This is a genomic window from Kitasatospora sp. NPDC001159 (genome assembly GCF_053598235.1).
Genome location: NZ_JBSFJV010000061.1, coordinates 21,103 through 37,148, shown reverse-complemented (window position 1 = coordinate 37,148; position 16,046 = coordinate 21,103). Strand labels below are relative to the sequence as shown.

Sequence of the window (16,046 nt, the reverse complement as noted above, 5' to 3'; positions counted from 1 at the left end):
CGACGAAGGCAACCCTCGATGGGCTTCACCAGCCACCCCACCCTCCCCTGGAGCGAGCTGCACCGACGGCTGACCGGCGCGGCGCCGGACCGTACGGTCGTCCCGCTGCGCCGCCCCGTCGGGGAACCCCCTGCCGTGAGGGCCGACAGCGACGAGCCCTGGGCTGAACTGCACGTCCACTCCGCCTTCAGCTTCCTGGACGGCGCCAGCGACCCGGAGGACCTGGTCGCCGAGGCGGCCCGGCTGGGCGTGGAGACCCTCGCGATCACCGACCACGACGGCCTGTACGGCGCCGTCCGGCTCGCCGAGGCGGCCCGGGGGACCGGCGTGGCCACCGTGTTCGGCGCCGAGCTGACCATCCGCGACGAAGCGGGCTACACCGAACACCTGCTGGTCCTCGCCCGTGACCCGGCCGGCTACCGCCGTCTTTCCGCCGCGATCGCCGCCGCCCAGCTGGCCGGCGGCGCCAAGGGCCGCCCGACGTACGACCTCGCCACGCTGGCCGGGGCGCACGACGGCCACTGGGCGGTGCTCACCGGCTGCCGCCTCGGCCGGGTCCCCGCCGCGCTCGACGGAAAGCCGTTCGACGGAAAGCAGCGCCCCGAAGACCAACTCCACACCCTCGCCGAGGCGTTCGGCCGCGGGAACGTGCACGTCGAGCTGATCGACCAGTGGCTGCCCGGCGATGACCGGCGCAACGACGCCCTCGCCGCGCTCGCCGCCCGGGCGCGACTGCCTGTCGTCGCCTCCACCAACGCCCACCACGCCGGCCCCGCCCAGGGTCGCCTGGCGCAGAGCCTGGCCGCGCTGCACGAGCGCCGCACCCTGCAGGAGGCGGCCGGCTGGACCAGGGCGGCCGGCACCGCGCACCTGCGCTCGGGCCGGGAGATGGCCGCCCGGCTGGCCCGCTTCCCCGGGGTGCAGCGGGCCACCGTCGAACTCGGCCGGTCCTGCGCCTTCGACTTCGCCAAGCTGGACCCGGAGCTGCCCGGCTACCCCGTCCCCGAGGGCGAGACCGAGATCAGCCACCTGCGGGCCCTGGTCGCGGCCAGCGGCCCGGCCCGCTTCGGCCCCGGCAACGCCGCCGCCCGTCGCCAGCTCGCCAAGGAGCTGGACGTGATCGAGGACCTCGACCTGGCCGGCTACTTCCTGATCGTGCACGACATCGTGGACTTCTGCCGCCGCGAGTCCATCTGGTGCCAGGGCCGCGGCTCGGCCGCCAACTCGGCGGTCTGCTTCGCCCTCGGGATCACCGCCGTCGACCCGATCCACTACAAGCTGCTGTTCGAGCGCTTCCTCTCCACCGCCCGGGACGGTCCGCCCGACATCGACCTGGACATCGAGAACCGTCGCCGCGAGGAGGTCATCCAGTACGTCTACCGCCGCTACGGCCGCGAGCACGCCGCCCAGGTCGCCAATGTGATCACCTACCGGCCCCGGCTGGCGATCCGCGACGCCGCCCGGGTGCTCGGGTACCCGCAGGGGCAGGTGGATGCCTTCAGCCGGCAGACCGACTTCCGCTCCGCCCCCGGCGCGGACGCCGTCATCCCCGCCGACGTGCTCTCGCTCGCCACCCAACTCCACGGCCTGCCACGCCACTTGGGAATCCACTCGGGCGGCATGGTGCTCACCAAGGAGCCGATCGGCGAGATCTGCCCGACCGAGTGGGCCCGGATGCCCGGGCGCTCGGTGCTGCAGTGGGACAAGGAGTCCACCGCCGGCGCCGGGCTGGTGAAGATCGACCTGCTCGGCCTCGGCATGCTCGCCGCGCTGCACGACACCTGCGACCTGGTCGCCGAACACCACGGCCTGCGCTACGACCTGGCCACCATCCCGGACGACGACCCGGGCGTGTACGCGATGCTGCGCCGCGCCGACACCGTGGGCGTGTTCCAGGTCGAGTCCCGGGCGCAGATGGCCACCCTGCCCCGGCTCAAGCCGGACCACTTCTACGACCTGGTGGTCGAGGTCGCGTTGATCCGCCCCGGCCCGATCCAGGGCGGATCCGTCCACCCGTACCTGCGCCGCCGCGCCGGGGTGGAGCCGCCCGGCTGCCCGCACCCGCTGATGGAGAACGCTCTCGGAAAGACCCTCGGGGTGCCGCTGTTCCAGGAGCAGATGATGCAACTCGCCATCGACTGCGCCGGGTTCACGCCCTCCGAGGCCGACCAGCTACGCCAGGCGATGGGCGCCAAGCGCTCCCACGAGCGGGTCGCCCGGCTGCGCGAGCGGCTACTGGGCGGGATGGCCGAGCGCGGCATCCCGCCCGAGGTGGCCGAGGACGTCTACGGCAAGATCGAGGCCTTCTCCAACTACGGCTTCCCGGAGAGCCACGCGATCAGCTTCGCCTACCTGGTGTACGCCAGCGCCTGGCTCAAGCACCACTTCCCGGCGGCCTTCACCTGCGCCCTGCTGGCCAATCAGCCGATGGGCTTCTACTCGCCGCTCAGCCTGGTCGCGGACGTCCGGCGGCACGGCGTACGGGTGCGCGGGGTGGACGTCAACGCCAGCGGGCCGCGCCCCACCCTGGAGCCGTACCGGGGCCCGACGCCCAAGCCGCCGCTGACCGCCGGCCGCCCCCAGCCGGCCATCCGGCTCGGCCTGGAAACGGTGCGCGGCATCGGCACCCCGCAGGCCGAGGCGATCGCGGCCGGGCAGCCGTACGCCGACCTGGAGGACTTCGCCCGTCGCACCGGCCTGCCCGCGTCCGTCCTGGAGGCGCTGGCGACAGCGGGCGCCTTCGACTGCTTCGGTCTTACGAGACGTCAGGCACTGTGGGCTGCAGGTGCGTTCGCCGGGATATCGGCCGAACTGCTACCCGGCACCACCCCCGGCACCGAGGCGCCGGAGCTGCCCGAGCTGAGCCCGGTCGAGGCGACCATCGCCGACCTGTGGGCCACCGGCACCTCCGCCACCAGCCACCCGCTCCAGCACCTGCGCGCCCACCTGGAGCGCGGCGGCGCGCTCTCCGCCGCCCAGCTCCCGGACGTGCCACCGGGAACGGCGGTGGTGGTCGGCGGCCTGGTCACCCACCGGCAGCGGCCGCCGACGGCCGGCGGGGTGCTCTTCCTCAGCCTGGAGGACGAGACCGGCCTGATCAACGTGATCTGCAGCCGCCCGGTCTGGGAGTCCCAGCGCCGCACCGCCCTGGACCGGGCCGGCCTGCTGGTGCACGGCCACATCGAGCGCGACCGGGGCGCCACCAACCTGATCGCCACCCGGCTCACCCCGCTCCGGATCGGCCTCTGAGCGGGGCGGGCCGGGGGAGGCCCGGAAGGCGGGCTCGTCCGCCGGGGGTCCGACAGGTCCTACGTTCGGGGCTGCCGTCCCTTGCCGGGTGGCCCGGCGAAGGCCTGGGCGATCGGGAGCCAGGCGGTGGCGACCGGGCCGGTGGCGGTGAGGGCGAGGTCGTCCCGGTGGCGGCGCTGGGTCACCAGCAGGCAGAAGTCCAGGGCCGGGCCGGTCACCACATCCGGCGCGTCGGCCGGGCCGAGGGCCCACAGCCTGCCGTCGGGGGCGGTCAGTTCGAGTCGCACCGGCTGCTCCGGCGCGGGCAGCCCGTGCGCGCCGAAGGCGAAGCCCAGGGTGCGCAGCCCCAGGTGGGCGATGTGCCGCAGCCGGGCGGTGGGCTCCCGGGTCGCGCCGAGCGCGTCCGCGACGTCCTGGCCGTGCGCCCAGGTCTCCATCAGCCGGGCGGTCGCCATCGAGGCGGGCTTCATCGGCGGGCCGAACCAGGGCAGCCGGACGTCGGCCGGGGCGGCGGTCAGCGCGGCCAGCACCTCCTCCCGGCCGGCCCGCCAGCGGGCCAGCAGCTCTGCGGGCTCGGCGGCCGCGCCCTCCCGGGCCCCCTCCTCGACCGGGTCGGCCCCGGAGGCCAGCAGCTCGGTGAAGCGGCCGCCGAGCGATGCGGTGAAGCCCTCCGGGTCGCGTGCGGCCAGCGCCGTCCAGTGGTCGGTCCACGCCAGGTGGGCGATCTGGTGCGCGACCGTCCACCCCTCGGCGGGGGTCGGCCGGGCCCAGTCCTCGGCCGCTGTCCCGGCCACCAGGCCGTCCACGACGGCGCTCTCGGCCCGCAGGTCGGCCAGCAGGCCGCGCAGGACGTCATCCGGGCCGCGCAGGACGTCATCCGGGGCGTTCGGGTCGGTCATGGGCTTCCCCCTCCAAGGAGTGCCATTAAGGCAGTTGCTACCCGCCGGTAGCTCGCCGCCGCACCCTACGCCCGGCCCGGCACCGGCGTCCGCCACTCCACGAAACACGCATGTCAGGACTCTCGCCACCGGCCCCACCGCGTGTGACAATTCCGCGATGACCAGGGCCGCGGACACCCCCACCGCTGCGCGAACGGACGACCCGACCGTTGCGCAAGCCGACGACCCCGAACTCGCCGCGCGCGCCGCCGAGCTGGTCCGGGACGCCGTGCTCGGCGACCTCGCCCGCCGGGTGGTGGCCGAGTGCGGCGCCGACGTCGGCCTGGTCGGCGTGCCCGAGCCGCTGCCCGGGAGCCGCCCCGGCAGCGAGGGCATGGTGCTGCGCCACTGGGCCGGCACCCGGGCGGACCTGCTGCACGACGTGCCCGTCCCGGCCGGTCTCGGCCTCGGCGGCCGGGCGCTCGCCGAGCGCGCGCCCACCTGGGTGCCCGACTACCGTGCGGCGACGACCATTTCGCACCACTACGACGCGGCCGTGGCCGTCGAGGACCTGTACGCGATGCTCACCGTCCCGTTGATGGACGGCGGCACCGTGCACGGCGTGGTGTACGCCTCGCTGCGCGCCGTCGTACCGTTCGGGGACGTCCGGATCTCCGCCGTCGGCAAGCTGGCGGCGGCCGCCACCCGGGCGCTCGCCGGGGCGGCCGCCTGGAACCGGGAGCGCCCCCGGCCGGCCGCCCCCGTACGGCCGTTGACCCCGCGCGAGCACGAGGTGCTGCGCTGGGCGGCGACCGGCCGGACCAACCCGGAGATCGCCGCCCGACTGGGCCTGACCTGCAACACCGTGACCGGCTACCTCAAGTCCGCGATGCACAAGCTCGGTGTCCGCAACCGGACCGAACTCGCCCTCGCGGCGCGCGAATCAGGCCTCGTCAGCTGAGCCCCGACGTCAGTTGACCTGGCGCTGCCGCCCCGACCAGTACGGCTCGCGCAGCCGGAACTTCTGCAGCTTCCCGGTCGCGGTGCGCGGCAGCGTTTCCCGGAACTCCACCGAGGTGGGCGACTTGTAGCCGGCCAGCCGCTGCTTGCAGTGTGCGATCAACTCCACCTCGGTGACGGCCCGCTGGCCCTCCCGGAGCACCACCAGCGCCTTGACCGTCTCGCCCCACTTCTCGTGCGGCACCCCGATCACCGCCGCCTCCGCCACCGCCGGGTGGCTGTACAGACAGTCCTCCACCTCGATCGAGGAGACGTTCTCCCCGCCGCTGATGATGACGTCCTTCTTCCGGTCCGAGATGGTCAGCTGGCCGTCGGTGAGGGTGCCGCCGTCGCCGGTGTGGAACCAGCCCTCCCGCAGTGCCTCGGCCGAGGCCTCGGGCTGCTGCCAGTAGCCGTCCAGCACGGTGTTGGAGCGCACCAGCACCTCGCCGGAGGGGTCGACCCGCAGTTGGGTGCCGAGCGCCGGGGCGCCGGCCTGCACCAGCTTCTCGGCCCGCTCGGCGGCCGGCAGGGCGTCCCACTCGGCGCGCGAGCGGTTGACCGTGACGATCGGGGCGGTCTCGGTCAGGCCGTAGAGCTGCATGAACTCCCAGCCCAGCTGCTCCTCGACCTGCTGCACCACCGAGGTCGGCGGCGGCGCGCCGGCCACGATCATCCGCACCCGGTCCCGGCCGGGCACCGGGCCGTCCCAGTCGGCGGCCGCGTCCAGCACCATCTGCACCACGGCGGGCGCGCCGGACAGGAAGGTCACCCCGTGCCGCTCGACCCGGCGCAGGATCTCCGCGCCGTCCACCTTGCGCAGCACGATGTGCTGCGCGCCGAGCCCGGTGAGCGAGAACGGCAGGCCCCAGCCGTTGGCGTGGAACATCGGCAGGGTGTGCAGGTACACGTCCCGGTCGTTCGCGCCGTAGTGCAGGCCCATCAGGGTCGCGTTCAGCCAGGCGTTGCGGTGGGTGAGCTGAACACCCTTGGGGCGGGCGGTGGTTCCGCTGGTGTAGTTGATCGTGGCGGTGTCGTTCTCGGAAATGGCGTACCGGCGGGGTGCGCCGTCGAAGTCGTAGAGCACGGCGTCGCTGTCCGCGCCGAGGACGAACTTGTGCTTGACCACCACCCCGGCCAGCGCGTCGGCGAGTTCGGGGTCGACCAGCAGCACGGAGGCGCCGCTCTGCTCGACGATGTACGCGACCTCCTCGGCCTTCAGTCGGAAGTTCACCGGCACCAGCACCCGGCCGTACCCGCTCACCCCGAAGAAGGCGGTCAGCAGCCGCGCCGAGTTGTGCGAGACGATCGCGACCCGTTCGCCCGGCCCGACGCCGAGCCGGTCCAACCCGGCGGCCTGGGCCCGGGCGAGTTCGGCGATCCGCCGGTAGCTCAGTTCGCCCCAGGAATCAGCCGGTTGCACCGGCTCGTCGACGATGCCGACCCGGTCGCCGTAGACCAGCTCGGCCCGGTCGAGGAAGTCCATCACGGAGAGTGGAATCTGCATGCGCCCACTGTCCTCTCCCGCCCGCCCCCTGCACACCCCCGATCGGGGGTGTCACCCGTCCGCGCAAAGCCTGTCCGTGCGTTGTCCGACGGCCGCCAGCGCCGCCACCAGCCGGTCCCGCGCCTCGGTCTGTGCGGCGATGCGGCGCTCCAGCACCGCCAGCCGCTCCCGGACGATTCCCAGCACCCGCTCGGACGGCGGGCGGGAGAGCACGTCCCCGTCCAGGCAGCCCAGCAGCGGCCGGAGGTCCTCCAGGGTGAGCCCGGCGCCCACCAGCGCGCGGATGTTGCGCACCCGGACGACCGCCGACTCCCCGTACTCCCGGTAGCCGTTGGCGGCCCGCTCGGAGCCGATCAACCCGGCCTGTTCGTAGTGCCGCAGCGCCCGGGCCGTACTGCCCGTCCGCTGTGCCAGCTCACCGATCCGCACCCGCCACCGCCCCCACTGCCTAACCCACCAGCGCGCCCCCGTCGACCGACAACACTACGCCGGTCACGAACGAGGCCTGCGGCGAGGCGAGTTGGGTGATCGCCCAGGCCACCTCCGCCGGTCGGCCGACCCGGCCCAGCGGGGTGTGCTCGATCTGCCACTTGCGCACCGCCGCCCGCTGCTCGGGGCTGTACCCGGAGTGGTCGGCGATCGGGGTCTCGATCGCCCCGGGCGCCACCGCCGCCACCCGGATGCCGCGCGGCGCCAGCTCCACCGCCCAACTGCGGGTGATCGTCTCCAGCGCGGCCTTGCTCGCCGCGTACACCGAGTTGGTCGGCCAGCCGCGCTGTCCGACGGCGGTGCTCACGTTGACCACCACCCCCCGGCTCTCGGCCAGCGCCGGGACCGCGGCCTGCCCGAGCAGCACCGGTGCGACCAGATTGACGGCAAGCAGCGACTCGATGCCCGCCGCGTGGTAGCTGCCCAGGCCCTGCCCGCTCTGCACGATCCCGGCGTTGTTGACCAGCACGTCCAGCCGCCCGAACCTCTCCAGCGCCGCCCCGACGATCGCCTCCGGCGCGTCCGGCCCGGTGATGTCCGCGGCCAGCGACTCGATCAGCCCCGGGTGTGCGGCCGCCGTCTCCGTCAGCGGTTCCACCCGCCGCCCGACCGCCAGCACCCGCGCCCCCTCGGCCGCGAAGGCCCGCGCGGTCTCCCGCCCGATCCCCGTCCCGGCCCCGGTGACCACCACGACCCGCTGCTCCACCACGTTCTCGTCGCTCATGCGGAGAACCCTCCGACCCTGCCGCCAGCGTCAAGGTCAAACCGAAGTCCTGGCCTCCGCTTACTGAGCCCCGCGCGAACAGCGCCGCCTCAACCCGGCCCGACGAGCCCCCCGCCTGCTAGGAAGGTCGCAACGCGCAGCCACACGCACCCGCGGGGAGACCAAACATGAGCGACCAGCGTCCCGACACCCTCTATCCGATAACCGACGGCCTGCTGCTGCGCCCCTTCCAGGACGCCGACGCACCAGCCCTGATCGAGGCCTACCGGGACGAGACGCTGCGCCGCTTCACCCGCACCCCGGTGGACGACGCCGAGCAGGCCGCGCACTGGCTGGGCCTGCAGTACGAGGGCTGGGCGGCGGGCACTCGCTTCGCCTTCGCCGTCCTGGAAGCCGGCGAACTGGTCGGCAACGTGGTGCTCAAGCGCGGTACCCCGGGCGGGGAGAGGGCCGAGGTCGGCTACTGGACGGCAGCCCCCGCGCGCGGCCGGGGTGTGGCCCCGCGCGCGGTGGAGGCCCTCACCGACTGGGCCTTCGCCACCTTCGCCGAGGACGGCCTGCTTCGGATCGACCTGCTGCACGAGGGGGACAACGACGCCTCCTGCCGGGTCGCGGAGAAGAGCGGCTACGCCTTCACGGAGATCGTCCCGGCCTTCCCGCCGTATCCGCTGGACGGTCACCGGCACTCCCGGAAAAGGCTGGACACGTCCGAACGGCACAGGTCAGAGTGAGCGCATGGCTTCTCTGGTACGGCATGTGACGATCGACTGCGCCGACCCGTTCGCCCTCGCGGGCTTCTGGGCGCAGGTGCTGGACGGCACCCTGGCCGAGGACGACAACCCGGGCGACCCGGAGGCGGTGGTGAACTCCGCCGGTGCCTCGCTGCTCTTCATCAAGGTGCCCGACGGCAAGTCGGTGAAGAACCGAACCCACCTCGACCTCCAGCCGCAGGACCGCAGCCGGGACGAGGAGGCGGAGCGCCTGGTCGCCCTGGGCGCCACGGTGCTGGCGGACCACCGCCGCCCGGACGGCACGGGCTGGATCACCATGGCCGACCCGGAGGGCAACGAGTTCTGCGTCGAGCGCAGCCAGGCCGAGCGCATCGCCACCGGCAGCGCCTGAGCGAGCGCCCCGGTCCGGCCACTCGCCCATGGCCGCCCGCCAGTTCCACGAGGACTTGCGCGGGCGGCCGTTCGGTTCCCCCGCGCCCAGTGCACCGGAGCAGGACCTCCGCCGGGTGGGCGTCCGGCTCCTCCGGCGCGTGCGGGAAGAGCCGGTCCAGCACGAAGCCGCCCGGCTCGGCGGGCCGTGGCACGAGACGGGCCACGGTGCGAGACGGACCGCAGCGCGCGGGCCGCCGTACCGGACGGGCCGTCACCCGATCGGCCGAGGCGCCGGGCCACCGTCGGGCATTCGCCCGATAATCGACCCTGTCTGACGCCCTCCCTCCCGTGCGAGCAACCAGGCAGGTACCCCATGGCCAGAATCGCCGTGATCGGCGCCAACGGCAGCATCGGCAGCGCCGTCGTCGCGGAGGCGGCGGCCCGCGGACACGAGGTCACCGCCGTGGTCCGCGACCCGGACCGCTACCGGGGCGAGGCCGCCTCCGTGGAGCGCGCCGACGTGCTGGACCCGGCCGACGTGGCCCGGGTCGCGGTCGGCCGGGACGTCCTGGTCAGCGCCGTCGGCGGTGGCAACGGCCCCGGCCACCTGGCGCTGATCGAGCCCGCCGCCCGCTCCCTGGTCGAGGGCCTGCGCGCGCTCGGCGACGAGGCGTCCCGGCTGATCGCGGTCGGCGGCGCGGGCAGCCTGGAGACCGCGCCGGGCGTTCGGGTCTGGGACACCCCGGGCCTGCCCGAGCCGCTCCTGCAGATCATGCACGCCCACGGTGCGGCGCTGGACTACTACCGGACGGTCTCCGACATCCGCTGGACGGTGCTCAGCCCGCCCGCCGAGATCGGCCCGGGGGAGCGGACCGGCCGCTACCGGACGGGCCTGGAGCAGCTGCTCACCGACGCCGAGGGGCGCAGCCGGATCTCGGTGCCGGACTACGCGGTCGCCCTGGTGGACGAGGTCGAGCAGCCGGAGCACATCGGCGAGCGCTTCACCTGCTGCGCCCTGTAGCCCTCGGCGGCCTGCGCCCTGTCGCCCTCGGCAGCGGGAGCCCCCGGTCAGCCCAGCTGGATCGACCGCTTGGCCAGCCCCATCCAGAACCCGTCGATGACGCTGCGCTGGCTGCCGAGGTCGGCCTCGCCGGCGCCGAGGGTGACGAACAGCGGGGCGAAGTGCTCGGTGCGGGGGTGGGCGAGGCGTCCGGCCGGAGCCTTGTGCTCGAAGTCGAGCAGCGCGTCCAGGTCGTGGGCGTCCAGGGCGCGCCGGCCCCAGTCGTCGAACTCGGCCATCACGGAGCTGGTCCGTCCGTCGCTGCTGAGCGCCCGCAGGTTGTGGGTGAAGAAGCCGCTGCCGATGATCAGCACGCCCTCGTCGCGCAGCGGGGCGAGCCGGCGGCCGATCTCCAGCAGGCGCTGCGGGTCGAGGGTGGGCATGGAGATCTGCAGCACCGGGATGTCGGCCTCCGGGAACATCTCCACCAGCGGCACGTACGCGCCGTGGTCGAGGCCCCGGTCGGGGATGTCCCGGACGGGCGCGCCGGGGGCGCGCAGCAGCTTGCGCACGCGCTCGGCGAGCTCCGGGGCGCCGGGGGCGGGGTACTGGACCGTGTAGTAGTGCTCGGGGAAGCCCCAGAAGTCGTAGACCAGCGGGACGGTGGTGACGGCGCCGACGGCCAGCGGAGCCTCCTCCCAGTGGGCGGAGACCATCAGGACGGCCTTGGGGCGCGGCAGGTCGGCCGACCAGGAGGCCAGCTCGCCCGGCCAGATCGGGTCGTCGGCGAGCGGCGGCGCGCCGTGCGAGAGGTACAGGGCGGGCATGCGCTCGGGGGCCGCGGCGCTCATGGCGTCCTCCTCGGATCGGATCGGGGCGAGTAGTTCAAATTCGAACCTCTGCATTCGACGGTACACCTCCGTTCGAATTTGAACAACAGGGGTAGGCTTCGCCCATGTCCTCACTGAACGAACCCCGCTGGCTCGACCAGGACGAGATGGCCGCCTGGCGGGGCTTCGTCGTCGCGAGCAACCTGCTCAACCGCCGGCTGGAGCGCCAGCTCAAGGAGGACTCCGGCCTCTCGCACCAGCAGTACGAGATCCTGGTGCACCTGTCCGCCGCCCCGGGCGACTCGCTGCGGATGACCGAGCTGGCCGACAAGCTGGTCACCTCCAAGAGCGGACTGACCTACCAGGTCACCCAGCTGGAGCGGATGGGCCTGGTCGCCCGCCGCTCCTGCCTCAGCGATGTGCGCGGAGTCATCGCCGAACTCACCGACCAGGGGCGGGAGATGCTCCGCCAGGCCGCCCCCGGGCACGTTGCCCTGGTGCGCGAGCTGCTGATCGACGTGCTCACCCGCGAGCAGCTGGCCGTCCTCGCCGAGGGCCTCGGCGCGGTCAGCGCCCGGTTGCGCCAGGACGAGACCCCTTAGCTCCCCCCGGCTTAGCTCCCCCCGGCTCCCCTGAGCTCCCCTGGCTCCCCCTGATCTCCCTGATCTCCCTGATCCCCCAGCGAGGCGGCCCGCCCCCGCAGCAACTCCCGCTCCCGCGCGTTGCGGGTCAGCTCCGCCGCCCGCTCGAACTCCGCCCTGGCCTCCGTCGTCCGCCCCAGCCGGGCCAGCAGGTCGCCCCGCACGCTCGGCAGTAGGTGGTACGCGCGCATGGCCGGCTCCGCCGCCAGCGCGTCCACCAACTCCAGTGCGGCGGCCGGGCCCTGGGCCATCGAGACGGCCACCGCCCGGTTCAGCGCCACCACCGGCGAGGGCATCAGGACGAGCAGCCGCCCGTACAGCGCGGCGATCGTCGCCCAGTCGGTGTCCTCGTACCGCCGGGCCTTGGCGTGGCAGGCGGCGATCGCGGCCTGCACCGAGTACGGCCCGCTGCCCGCCCGCTGGATCGCGTCGAAGCCGCGCCGGATCAGCAGCCCGTCCCAGCGGGCCCGGTTCTGCTCGGCCAGCAGCACCGGCCGCCCGTCCGGCCCGGTCCGGGCGGGCGTCCGCGAGGCCTGGAACTCCAGCAGCGCGGCCAGCCCGTGCGCCTCCGGCTCGGCGGGCATCAGCGCGGCCAGCACCCGGGCCAGCCGCAGCGCGTCCTCGCACAGCTGCGGGCGCAGCAGGTCGTCCCCGGCAGTGGCCGAGTAACCCTCGTTGAAGATCAGGTAGATGACCTCCAGCACCGAGGAGAGCCGCCGCGCCCGGTCGTCGCCGTACGGCACCTCGAACGGCACGCCCGCCTTGGCCAGCGTCCGCTTCGCCCGGACGATCCGCTGCGCCACCGTCGCCTCGGACACCAGGAAGGCCCGGGCGATCTCCGGGGTGGTCAGCCCGCCGAGCAGGCGCAGGGTGAGCGCGATCCGGGCCTGCTCCGGGAGCAGCGGGTGGCAGGCGGTGAAGATCAGCCGCAGCAGGTCGTCGTCGATGGCGTCCGGCTCGACCGGCTCCGGCGGCGGCGCGTCCTCCACCGACCGCCCCACCTCGGCGAGTTTGCGGGCGTAGACCTCCCGTCGACGCACCAGGTCGATCGCCCGCCGCTTGGCGGTGGCCGTCAGCCAGGCGCCCGGGTTGTCCGGGACGCCGTCGCGCGGCCACTGCTCCAGCGCGGCCACCAGCGCGTCCTGCGCCAGTTCCTCGGCGATGCCCACGTCCCGTACGATCCGGGCGGCCCCGGCGATGATCCGCGCGGACTCGATCCGGAACACCGCCTCGACGGCCGCCGCCGCATCCCTCTCCGTCACGGCCACCCATCAGAGCAGTCGACGGAGAGGGAGGCAAACGCTGCCACGGCTGTCGCCACTGCCCACGCCGGTTACTGCGGGGGCTGCGGCATCTCGTCGATCTGCCGGACCTCCGCCTCGACCGTCCACTTCGCCGGGTGGGTCTGCAGGAAGCGGCGGGTCCACTCCAGGGCCTCGGCCTTGTCCTTGCACTGCAGGATGGCGTAGCCGCCGACGACCTCCTTGGTCTCGGTGAACGGCCCGTCGGTGTAGCCGACCTTCCCGTCGGTCCAGGTCAGCCGGGTGCCCTCGGCGGTCGGGGTCAGCCCGGCGGTCTCCAGCATCACCCCGGCCTTGGTGATCTCCTCGAACAGCGCCCCCATCCGCTGCTCGAACCCCGGGTCCGGCTCCCAGCCGCCGCGGGCGTTCTCGTCGATGCGGATCAGCGTCATGAAGCGCGGCATGGTGACTCCTCGGTCGGGCGGGCGGGGCCTGTCCCCGCCGCTCAGCCCTGCGTCGATCGGGCCGGTGCCGGATCGACACCCGCCGCGAAGAATTTTTCCGCCGGTTCCCGGGCGGGGGTCCGCGGGCTGCTCCGTCCGTGTCGAATGATCCACCGGGCCTGCACCAGCGCCGCCCGCAGCGCCTCGGCCAGCGCGTACGCCGCCCAGCCGGCCGGCACCTCGCGATCATCCAGTGCAGGGGCCCCGCGACCGGCACCCGGAACCGGTCGTCCACCCGATTGCCGGGTTGCTTCAGTCGGTGTGCGGCGCGTCGGGCCGTCTCCTCCGACGCGCGACCATGACCGATCTCGCAGCTGCGAGATGAAAGCCGTCCACGTCATCGCATCTGCTGATGAAAGATGGCATTCGGCACCGCAACTGCGAATGCCCGGACCTCCCCTCGGGTAACCCTTTCCCGGGCCGCAGCGGCGCGGCCCGTGAGGAGGAGCACCATGACCCCGGCGAGACCAACCGTCCGGCTGCACGGCCACCTCGACCAGCCCGCCGAGTTGACCGTCGAGCAACTGCGCACCCTCCCCGCGCACCGGGTCGAGGTCAGCTTCGACTGCCTGACCGAGGGCGAGCAGTGCCACGGCTACGAGGGCCCGGCGCTGCTGGACGTCCTGCTCGCCGCCCGGCCCCGGATCGACTTCTCCGGCCGCAAGCAGCGGCTGCGCTTCCTGCTCAACGTGGTCGGCGCCGACGGCCACCGGGCCGTCGTCTCCTGGGCCGAGATCGACCCGGACTTCGGCGGCCGCCGGATCCTGCTCGCCACCAGCATGGACGGCGCCCCGCTGGACACCACCGGCCCGCAGCTGGTCGTCCCCGACGACCACTGCGGCGCCCGCTATGTCAGTGCCGTCACCGCCGTCTGGCTCGGCCCGCTCGGCGACCCGGCGCCACCTGCCGCGTGACTCCCCGACTCCCTTACTGGGGGCCCGCCTTGGGCCGCAGCTCCGGCGGCAGCGGCTGCGCCCCGGAGAGCCGGACGGCGGCCCCGCGCGCCTGCTCGAAGGCGGCCACCGGGTCGTCGGACTTGGTCCACGGCTTGCAGCCGCAGTACGGGCCGATCGCCCGGAACTGCTCCAGCGCGACGTCGTACAGCTCCGCCCGGCCCGCGTAGGCCGCGAGCAGGTGTCGCGGCACGATCAGCCGCTGGTCGTCCGGCCGGACCTGCGCCAGCGCGGCCGCCACCTGCTCCAGCCGCCGCTGGGTCACCTCGCCGGTCAGTCCGCCGAGGGTCTTGCGCAGCTCCTGCTCGTACAGCGCGAAGAGGTAGATGCCGGCCAGCGGGCTGCCGACCGGGGCCGAGTCCATCGCCTCCTTGGCGAAGGCCATCATCTTCCTGTCCGAGCCGAACCACTTGGCGCACCAGTACTGCAGCGCCTGCATGTGGCCGTCGTAGTGGAACGGCGCCCGCTCGACCAGGCCGCGCCACAGCTCCTCGAACTGCTCGGGCTGGTACTGCGCGCCACGCGCGGCGGTCACCATGACCACCCAGGGCGCAGGATTGGCCGGGTCGAGCAGCGAGGCCCGCTTGGCCGCCTCGATCGCGGCGGGCAGCATCGCCCGGAAGCGGTTCATGTCCTCCTCGGGCACCTCGTGGGCGTACTTGCTCCCCCGGATCTCCCAGGCCGCGTGCACCATCCGGCTGGCCTCCAGGGCCGCTGCGTCGCAGTGGCCCGGGTCGGCCGCGCGCCAGGCCTTGAGCCAGGCGTCGTCCTGGTCGGCGATCGAGTCCAGCAGGTCCAGCCGGGACCAGCGCTCGTCCCAGTCCTGCCCGGCGGCCTCGACGTACTCGGCGGCGGGCCGCCAGTTCCCGGCCCAGGCCGCGTCGGCTATCGCCTGCGACTCCTTGCGGCGGTGCGGGGCGGGCGGCGGACCGGCCCGGTGCGGGTCGAGCCGGTCGCGCGGGGTGAGTCCGTAGGCCGCGGCGTCGAAGTCGGCCCGCGCCCAGGTGGTGGCCCTGGACTTCCGGGCCCTGGTCACGGCGGCGGAGATCGCCACGACCAGCGCGATGATGATGAGGTGTGTCACGGCGGAGCATCATGCCTGGTCGCGCGGGGTGCGGACAACGCGGTCAAGGCGGCGGGCAGGGTGGTCAAACCGCTCGCCGAAGGCCGGTTTCCGTGCCAACATGCCCCATATGGGGACGATTCTGCACGGCACCCTGGTCACCCTCCGCCCGGCCACCGGGGACGACATCCCGGCGCTGGTGGCGATCCGCAGCACGCCCGAGGTGTTCGCCCGCTGGCGCGGCGGCGACGACCTGGCCGACGAGGTCGCGGGGGACTTGGAATCACCCGACACCGAGACCTTCGCGATCGACCTGGGCGGCCGGGTGGTCGGCGCCATCCAGTGGTACGCCAACAACGACGACGAGTACCGGCACGCCGGGATGGACCTGTACCTGGACCCGTCGGTGCACGGCCTGGGCCTGGGCACCGACGCCGTCCGCACCATGGCCCGGCACCTGGTGCACGACCACCACTACCACCGGCTGGTGATCGACCCGGCCGCGGACAACGCCGCCGCGATCCGCTGCTACGCCAAGGTGGGCTTCCGCCCGGTCGGCACCATGCGCCAGTACGAGCGCGGCCCGGACGGAAGTTGGCACGACAACCTGCTGATGGATCTGCTCGCGGACGAACTGCTGGGCGACTGACGGCGGTTCACCGGCCCCGGGTGCCGGGTGCGAGGGTGTACAGACATCTTGTCGTCCACCCGCCCAGGGCTGTACAGACATCTCATGGCCACATGATCTGCCGGAACTGATCGCCCGGCGTTCTTCCCGACGTACCGAGCGGTAGCTAGCGTTCCCCCGCCAATCCCCGACGGCCGGTCCCCTCCGGCGCCGGGTCCACCGGATTGACGGATCCCCC

Annotated in this window: 16 protein-coding genes; 8 read left to right on the top strand and 8 right to left on the bottom strand. The window is 73.8% G+C overall.

The annotated features are described in order from the left end of the window. Positions 1-18 precede the first annotated feature (18 nt). Positions 19-3,249 (top strand): error-prone DNA polymerase, encoded by a 3,231-nt coding sequence (locus ACWC9T_RS27100; RefSeq protein WP_449823664.1) that lies wholly within the window; start codon positions 19-21, stop codon positions 3,247-3,249. Positions 3,250-3,308: 59 nt separating this feature from the next. Here ACWC9T_RS27100 and ACWC9T_RS27095 read toward each other — a convergent pair whose 3' ends face one another. Further along, a complete protein-coding gene (locus ACWC9T_RS27095; RefSeq protein ID WP_449823663.1) occupies positions 3,309-4,148 on the bottom strand; it encodes a TIGR03084 family metal-binding protein in 840 nt (279 codons plus the stop codon). 157 nt (positions 4,149-4,305) lie between these two features. Here ACWC9T_RS27095 and ACWC9T_RS27090 point away from each other — a divergent pair, with 157 nt between their 5' ends. Next, positions 4,306-5,088, top strand: coding sequence for a LuxR C-terminal-related transcriptional regulator (locus tag ACWC9T_RS27090; protein ID WP_449823662.1), 783 nt, complete (start codon positions 4,306-4,308; stop codon positions 5,086-5,088). A gap of 9 nt (positions 5,089-5,097) precedes the next feature. Here the strand turns inward: ACWC9T_RS27090 and ACWC9T_RS27085 are convergent, their stop codons facing one another. From ACWC9T_RS27085 to ACWC9T_RS27075, 3 genes are read right to left on the bottom strand one after another with little or no spacing between them, the layout of a single operon-like run. Beyond that, complete coding sequence (locus ACWC9T_RS27085) at positions 5,098-6,633, bottom strand: AMP-binding protein (RefSeq protein WP_449823661.1); 1,536 nt, start codon at positions 6,631-6,633, stop codon at positions 5,098-5,100. 51 nt (positions 6,634-6,684) lie between these two features. Further along, on the bottom strand, positions 6,685-7,062 hold the full coding sequence (locus ACWC9T_RS27080) for a MerR family transcriptional regulator (protein ID WP_449823660.1): 378 nt from the start codon (positions 7,060-7,062) through the stop codon (positions 6,685-6,687). 19 nt (positions 7,063-7,081) lie between these two features. Beyond that, positions 7,082-7,846: an SDR family NAD(P)-dependent oxidoreductase gene (locus ACWC9T_RS27075; RefSeq protein WP_449823659.1), complete on the bottom strand. Its 765-nt coding sequence runs from the start codon at positions 7,844-7,846 to the stop codon at positions 7,082-7,084. Between the two features lie 167 nt (positions 7,847-8,013). On the opposite strand from ACWC9T_RS27075, the gene ACWC9T_RS27070 reads away from it, so the two are divergent. From ACWC9T_RS27070 to ACWC9T_RS27060, 3 genes are all read left to right on the top strand, one after another. Further along, a complete protein-coding gene (locus ACWC9T_RS27070; RefSeq protein ID WP_449823658.1) occupies positions 8,014-8,577 on the top strand; it encodes a GNAT family N-acetyltransferase in 564 nt (187 codons plus the stop codon). Between the two features lie 4 nt (positions 8,578-8,581). Continuing rightward, positions 8,582-8,968, top strand: coding sequence for a VOC family protein (locus ACWC9T_RS27065; protein WP_449823657.1), 387 nt, complete (start codon positions 8,582-8,584; stop codon positions 8,966-8,968). 354 nt (positions 8,969-9,322) lie between these two features. Beyond that, on the top strand, positions 9,323-9,970 hold the full coding sequence (locus tag ACWC9T_RS27060) for an NAD(P)-dependent oxidoreductase (RefSeq protein ID WP_449823656.1): 648 nt from the start codon (positions 9,323-9,325) through the stop codon (positions 9,968-9,970). 47 nt (positions 9,971-10,017) lie between these two features. Here ACWC9T_RS27060 and ACWC9T_RS27055 read toward each other — a convergent pair whose 3' ends face one another. After that, entirely contained in the window at positions 10,018-10,800 is a 783-nt protein-coding gene (locus ACWC9T_RS27055) for a dioxygenase family protein (RefSeq protein WP_449823655.1), read from the bottom strand. 113 nt (positions 10,801-10,913) lie between these two features. Here ACWC9T_RS27055 and ACWC9T_RS27050 point away from each other — a divergent pair, with 113 nt between their 5' ends. Continuing rightward, the gene (locus ACWC9T_RS27050) at positions 10,914-11,381 is read left to right on the top strand and encodes a MarR family winged helix-turn-helix transcriptional regulator (RefSeq protein WP_449823675.1); all 468 of its coding nucleotides are present in this window, start codon (positions 10,914-10,916) and stop codon (positions 11,379-11,381) included. 11 nt (positions 11,382-11,392) lie between these two features. On the opposite strand, the gene ACWC9T_RS27045 is transcribed toward ACWC9T_RS27050, so the two are convergent. Then, on the bottom strand, positions 11,393-12,682 hold the full coding sequence (locus ACWC9T_RS27045; RefSeq protein WP_449823654.1) for an RNA polymerase sigma factor: 1,290 nt from the start codon (positions 12,680-12,682) through the stop codon (positions 11,393-11,395). Between the two features lie 71 nt (positions 12,683-12,753). Beyond that, positions 12,754-13,125 carry a YciI family protein gene (locus tag ACWC9T_RS27040; RefSeq protein WP_449823653.1) on the bottom strand — a complete coding sequence of 124 codons (372 nt, stop codon included), beginning with the start codon at positions 13,123-13,125 and terminating at the stop codon, positions 12,754-12,756. Between the two features lie 491 nt (positions 13,126-13,616). Between ACWC9T_RS27040 and ACWC9T_RS27035 the strand changes: the two genes are divergently transcribed. Beyond that, the gene (locus tag ACWC9T_RS27035) at positions 13,617-14,078 is read left to right on the top strand and encodes a molybdopterin-dependent oxidoreductase (RefSeq protein ID WP_449823652.1); all 462 of its coding nucleotides are present in this window, start codon (positions 13,617-13,619) and stop codon (positions 14,076-14,078) included. A 13-nt stretch (positions 14,079-14,091) separates the two neighbouring features. Here the strand turns inward: ACWC9T_RS27035 and ACWC9T_RS27030 are convergent, their stop codons facing one another. Further along, positions 14,092-15,201, bottom strand: a complete 1,110-nt coding sequence (locus ACWC9T_RS27030) for a hypothetical protein (protein ID WP_449823651.1) — start codon at positions 15,199-15,201, stop codon at positions 14,092-14,094. A gap of 109 nt (positions 15,202-15,310) precedes the next feature. Between ACWC9T_RS27030 and ACWC9T_RS27025 the strand changes: the two genes are divergently transcribed. Next, positions 15,311-15,829: a GNAT family N-acetyltransferase gene (locus ACWC9T_RS27025; RefSeq protein WP_449823650.1), complete on the top strand. Its 519-nt coding sequence runs from the start codon at positions 15,311-15,313 to the stop codon at positions 15,827-15,829. Positions 15,830-16,046: the final 217 nt, after the last annotated feature.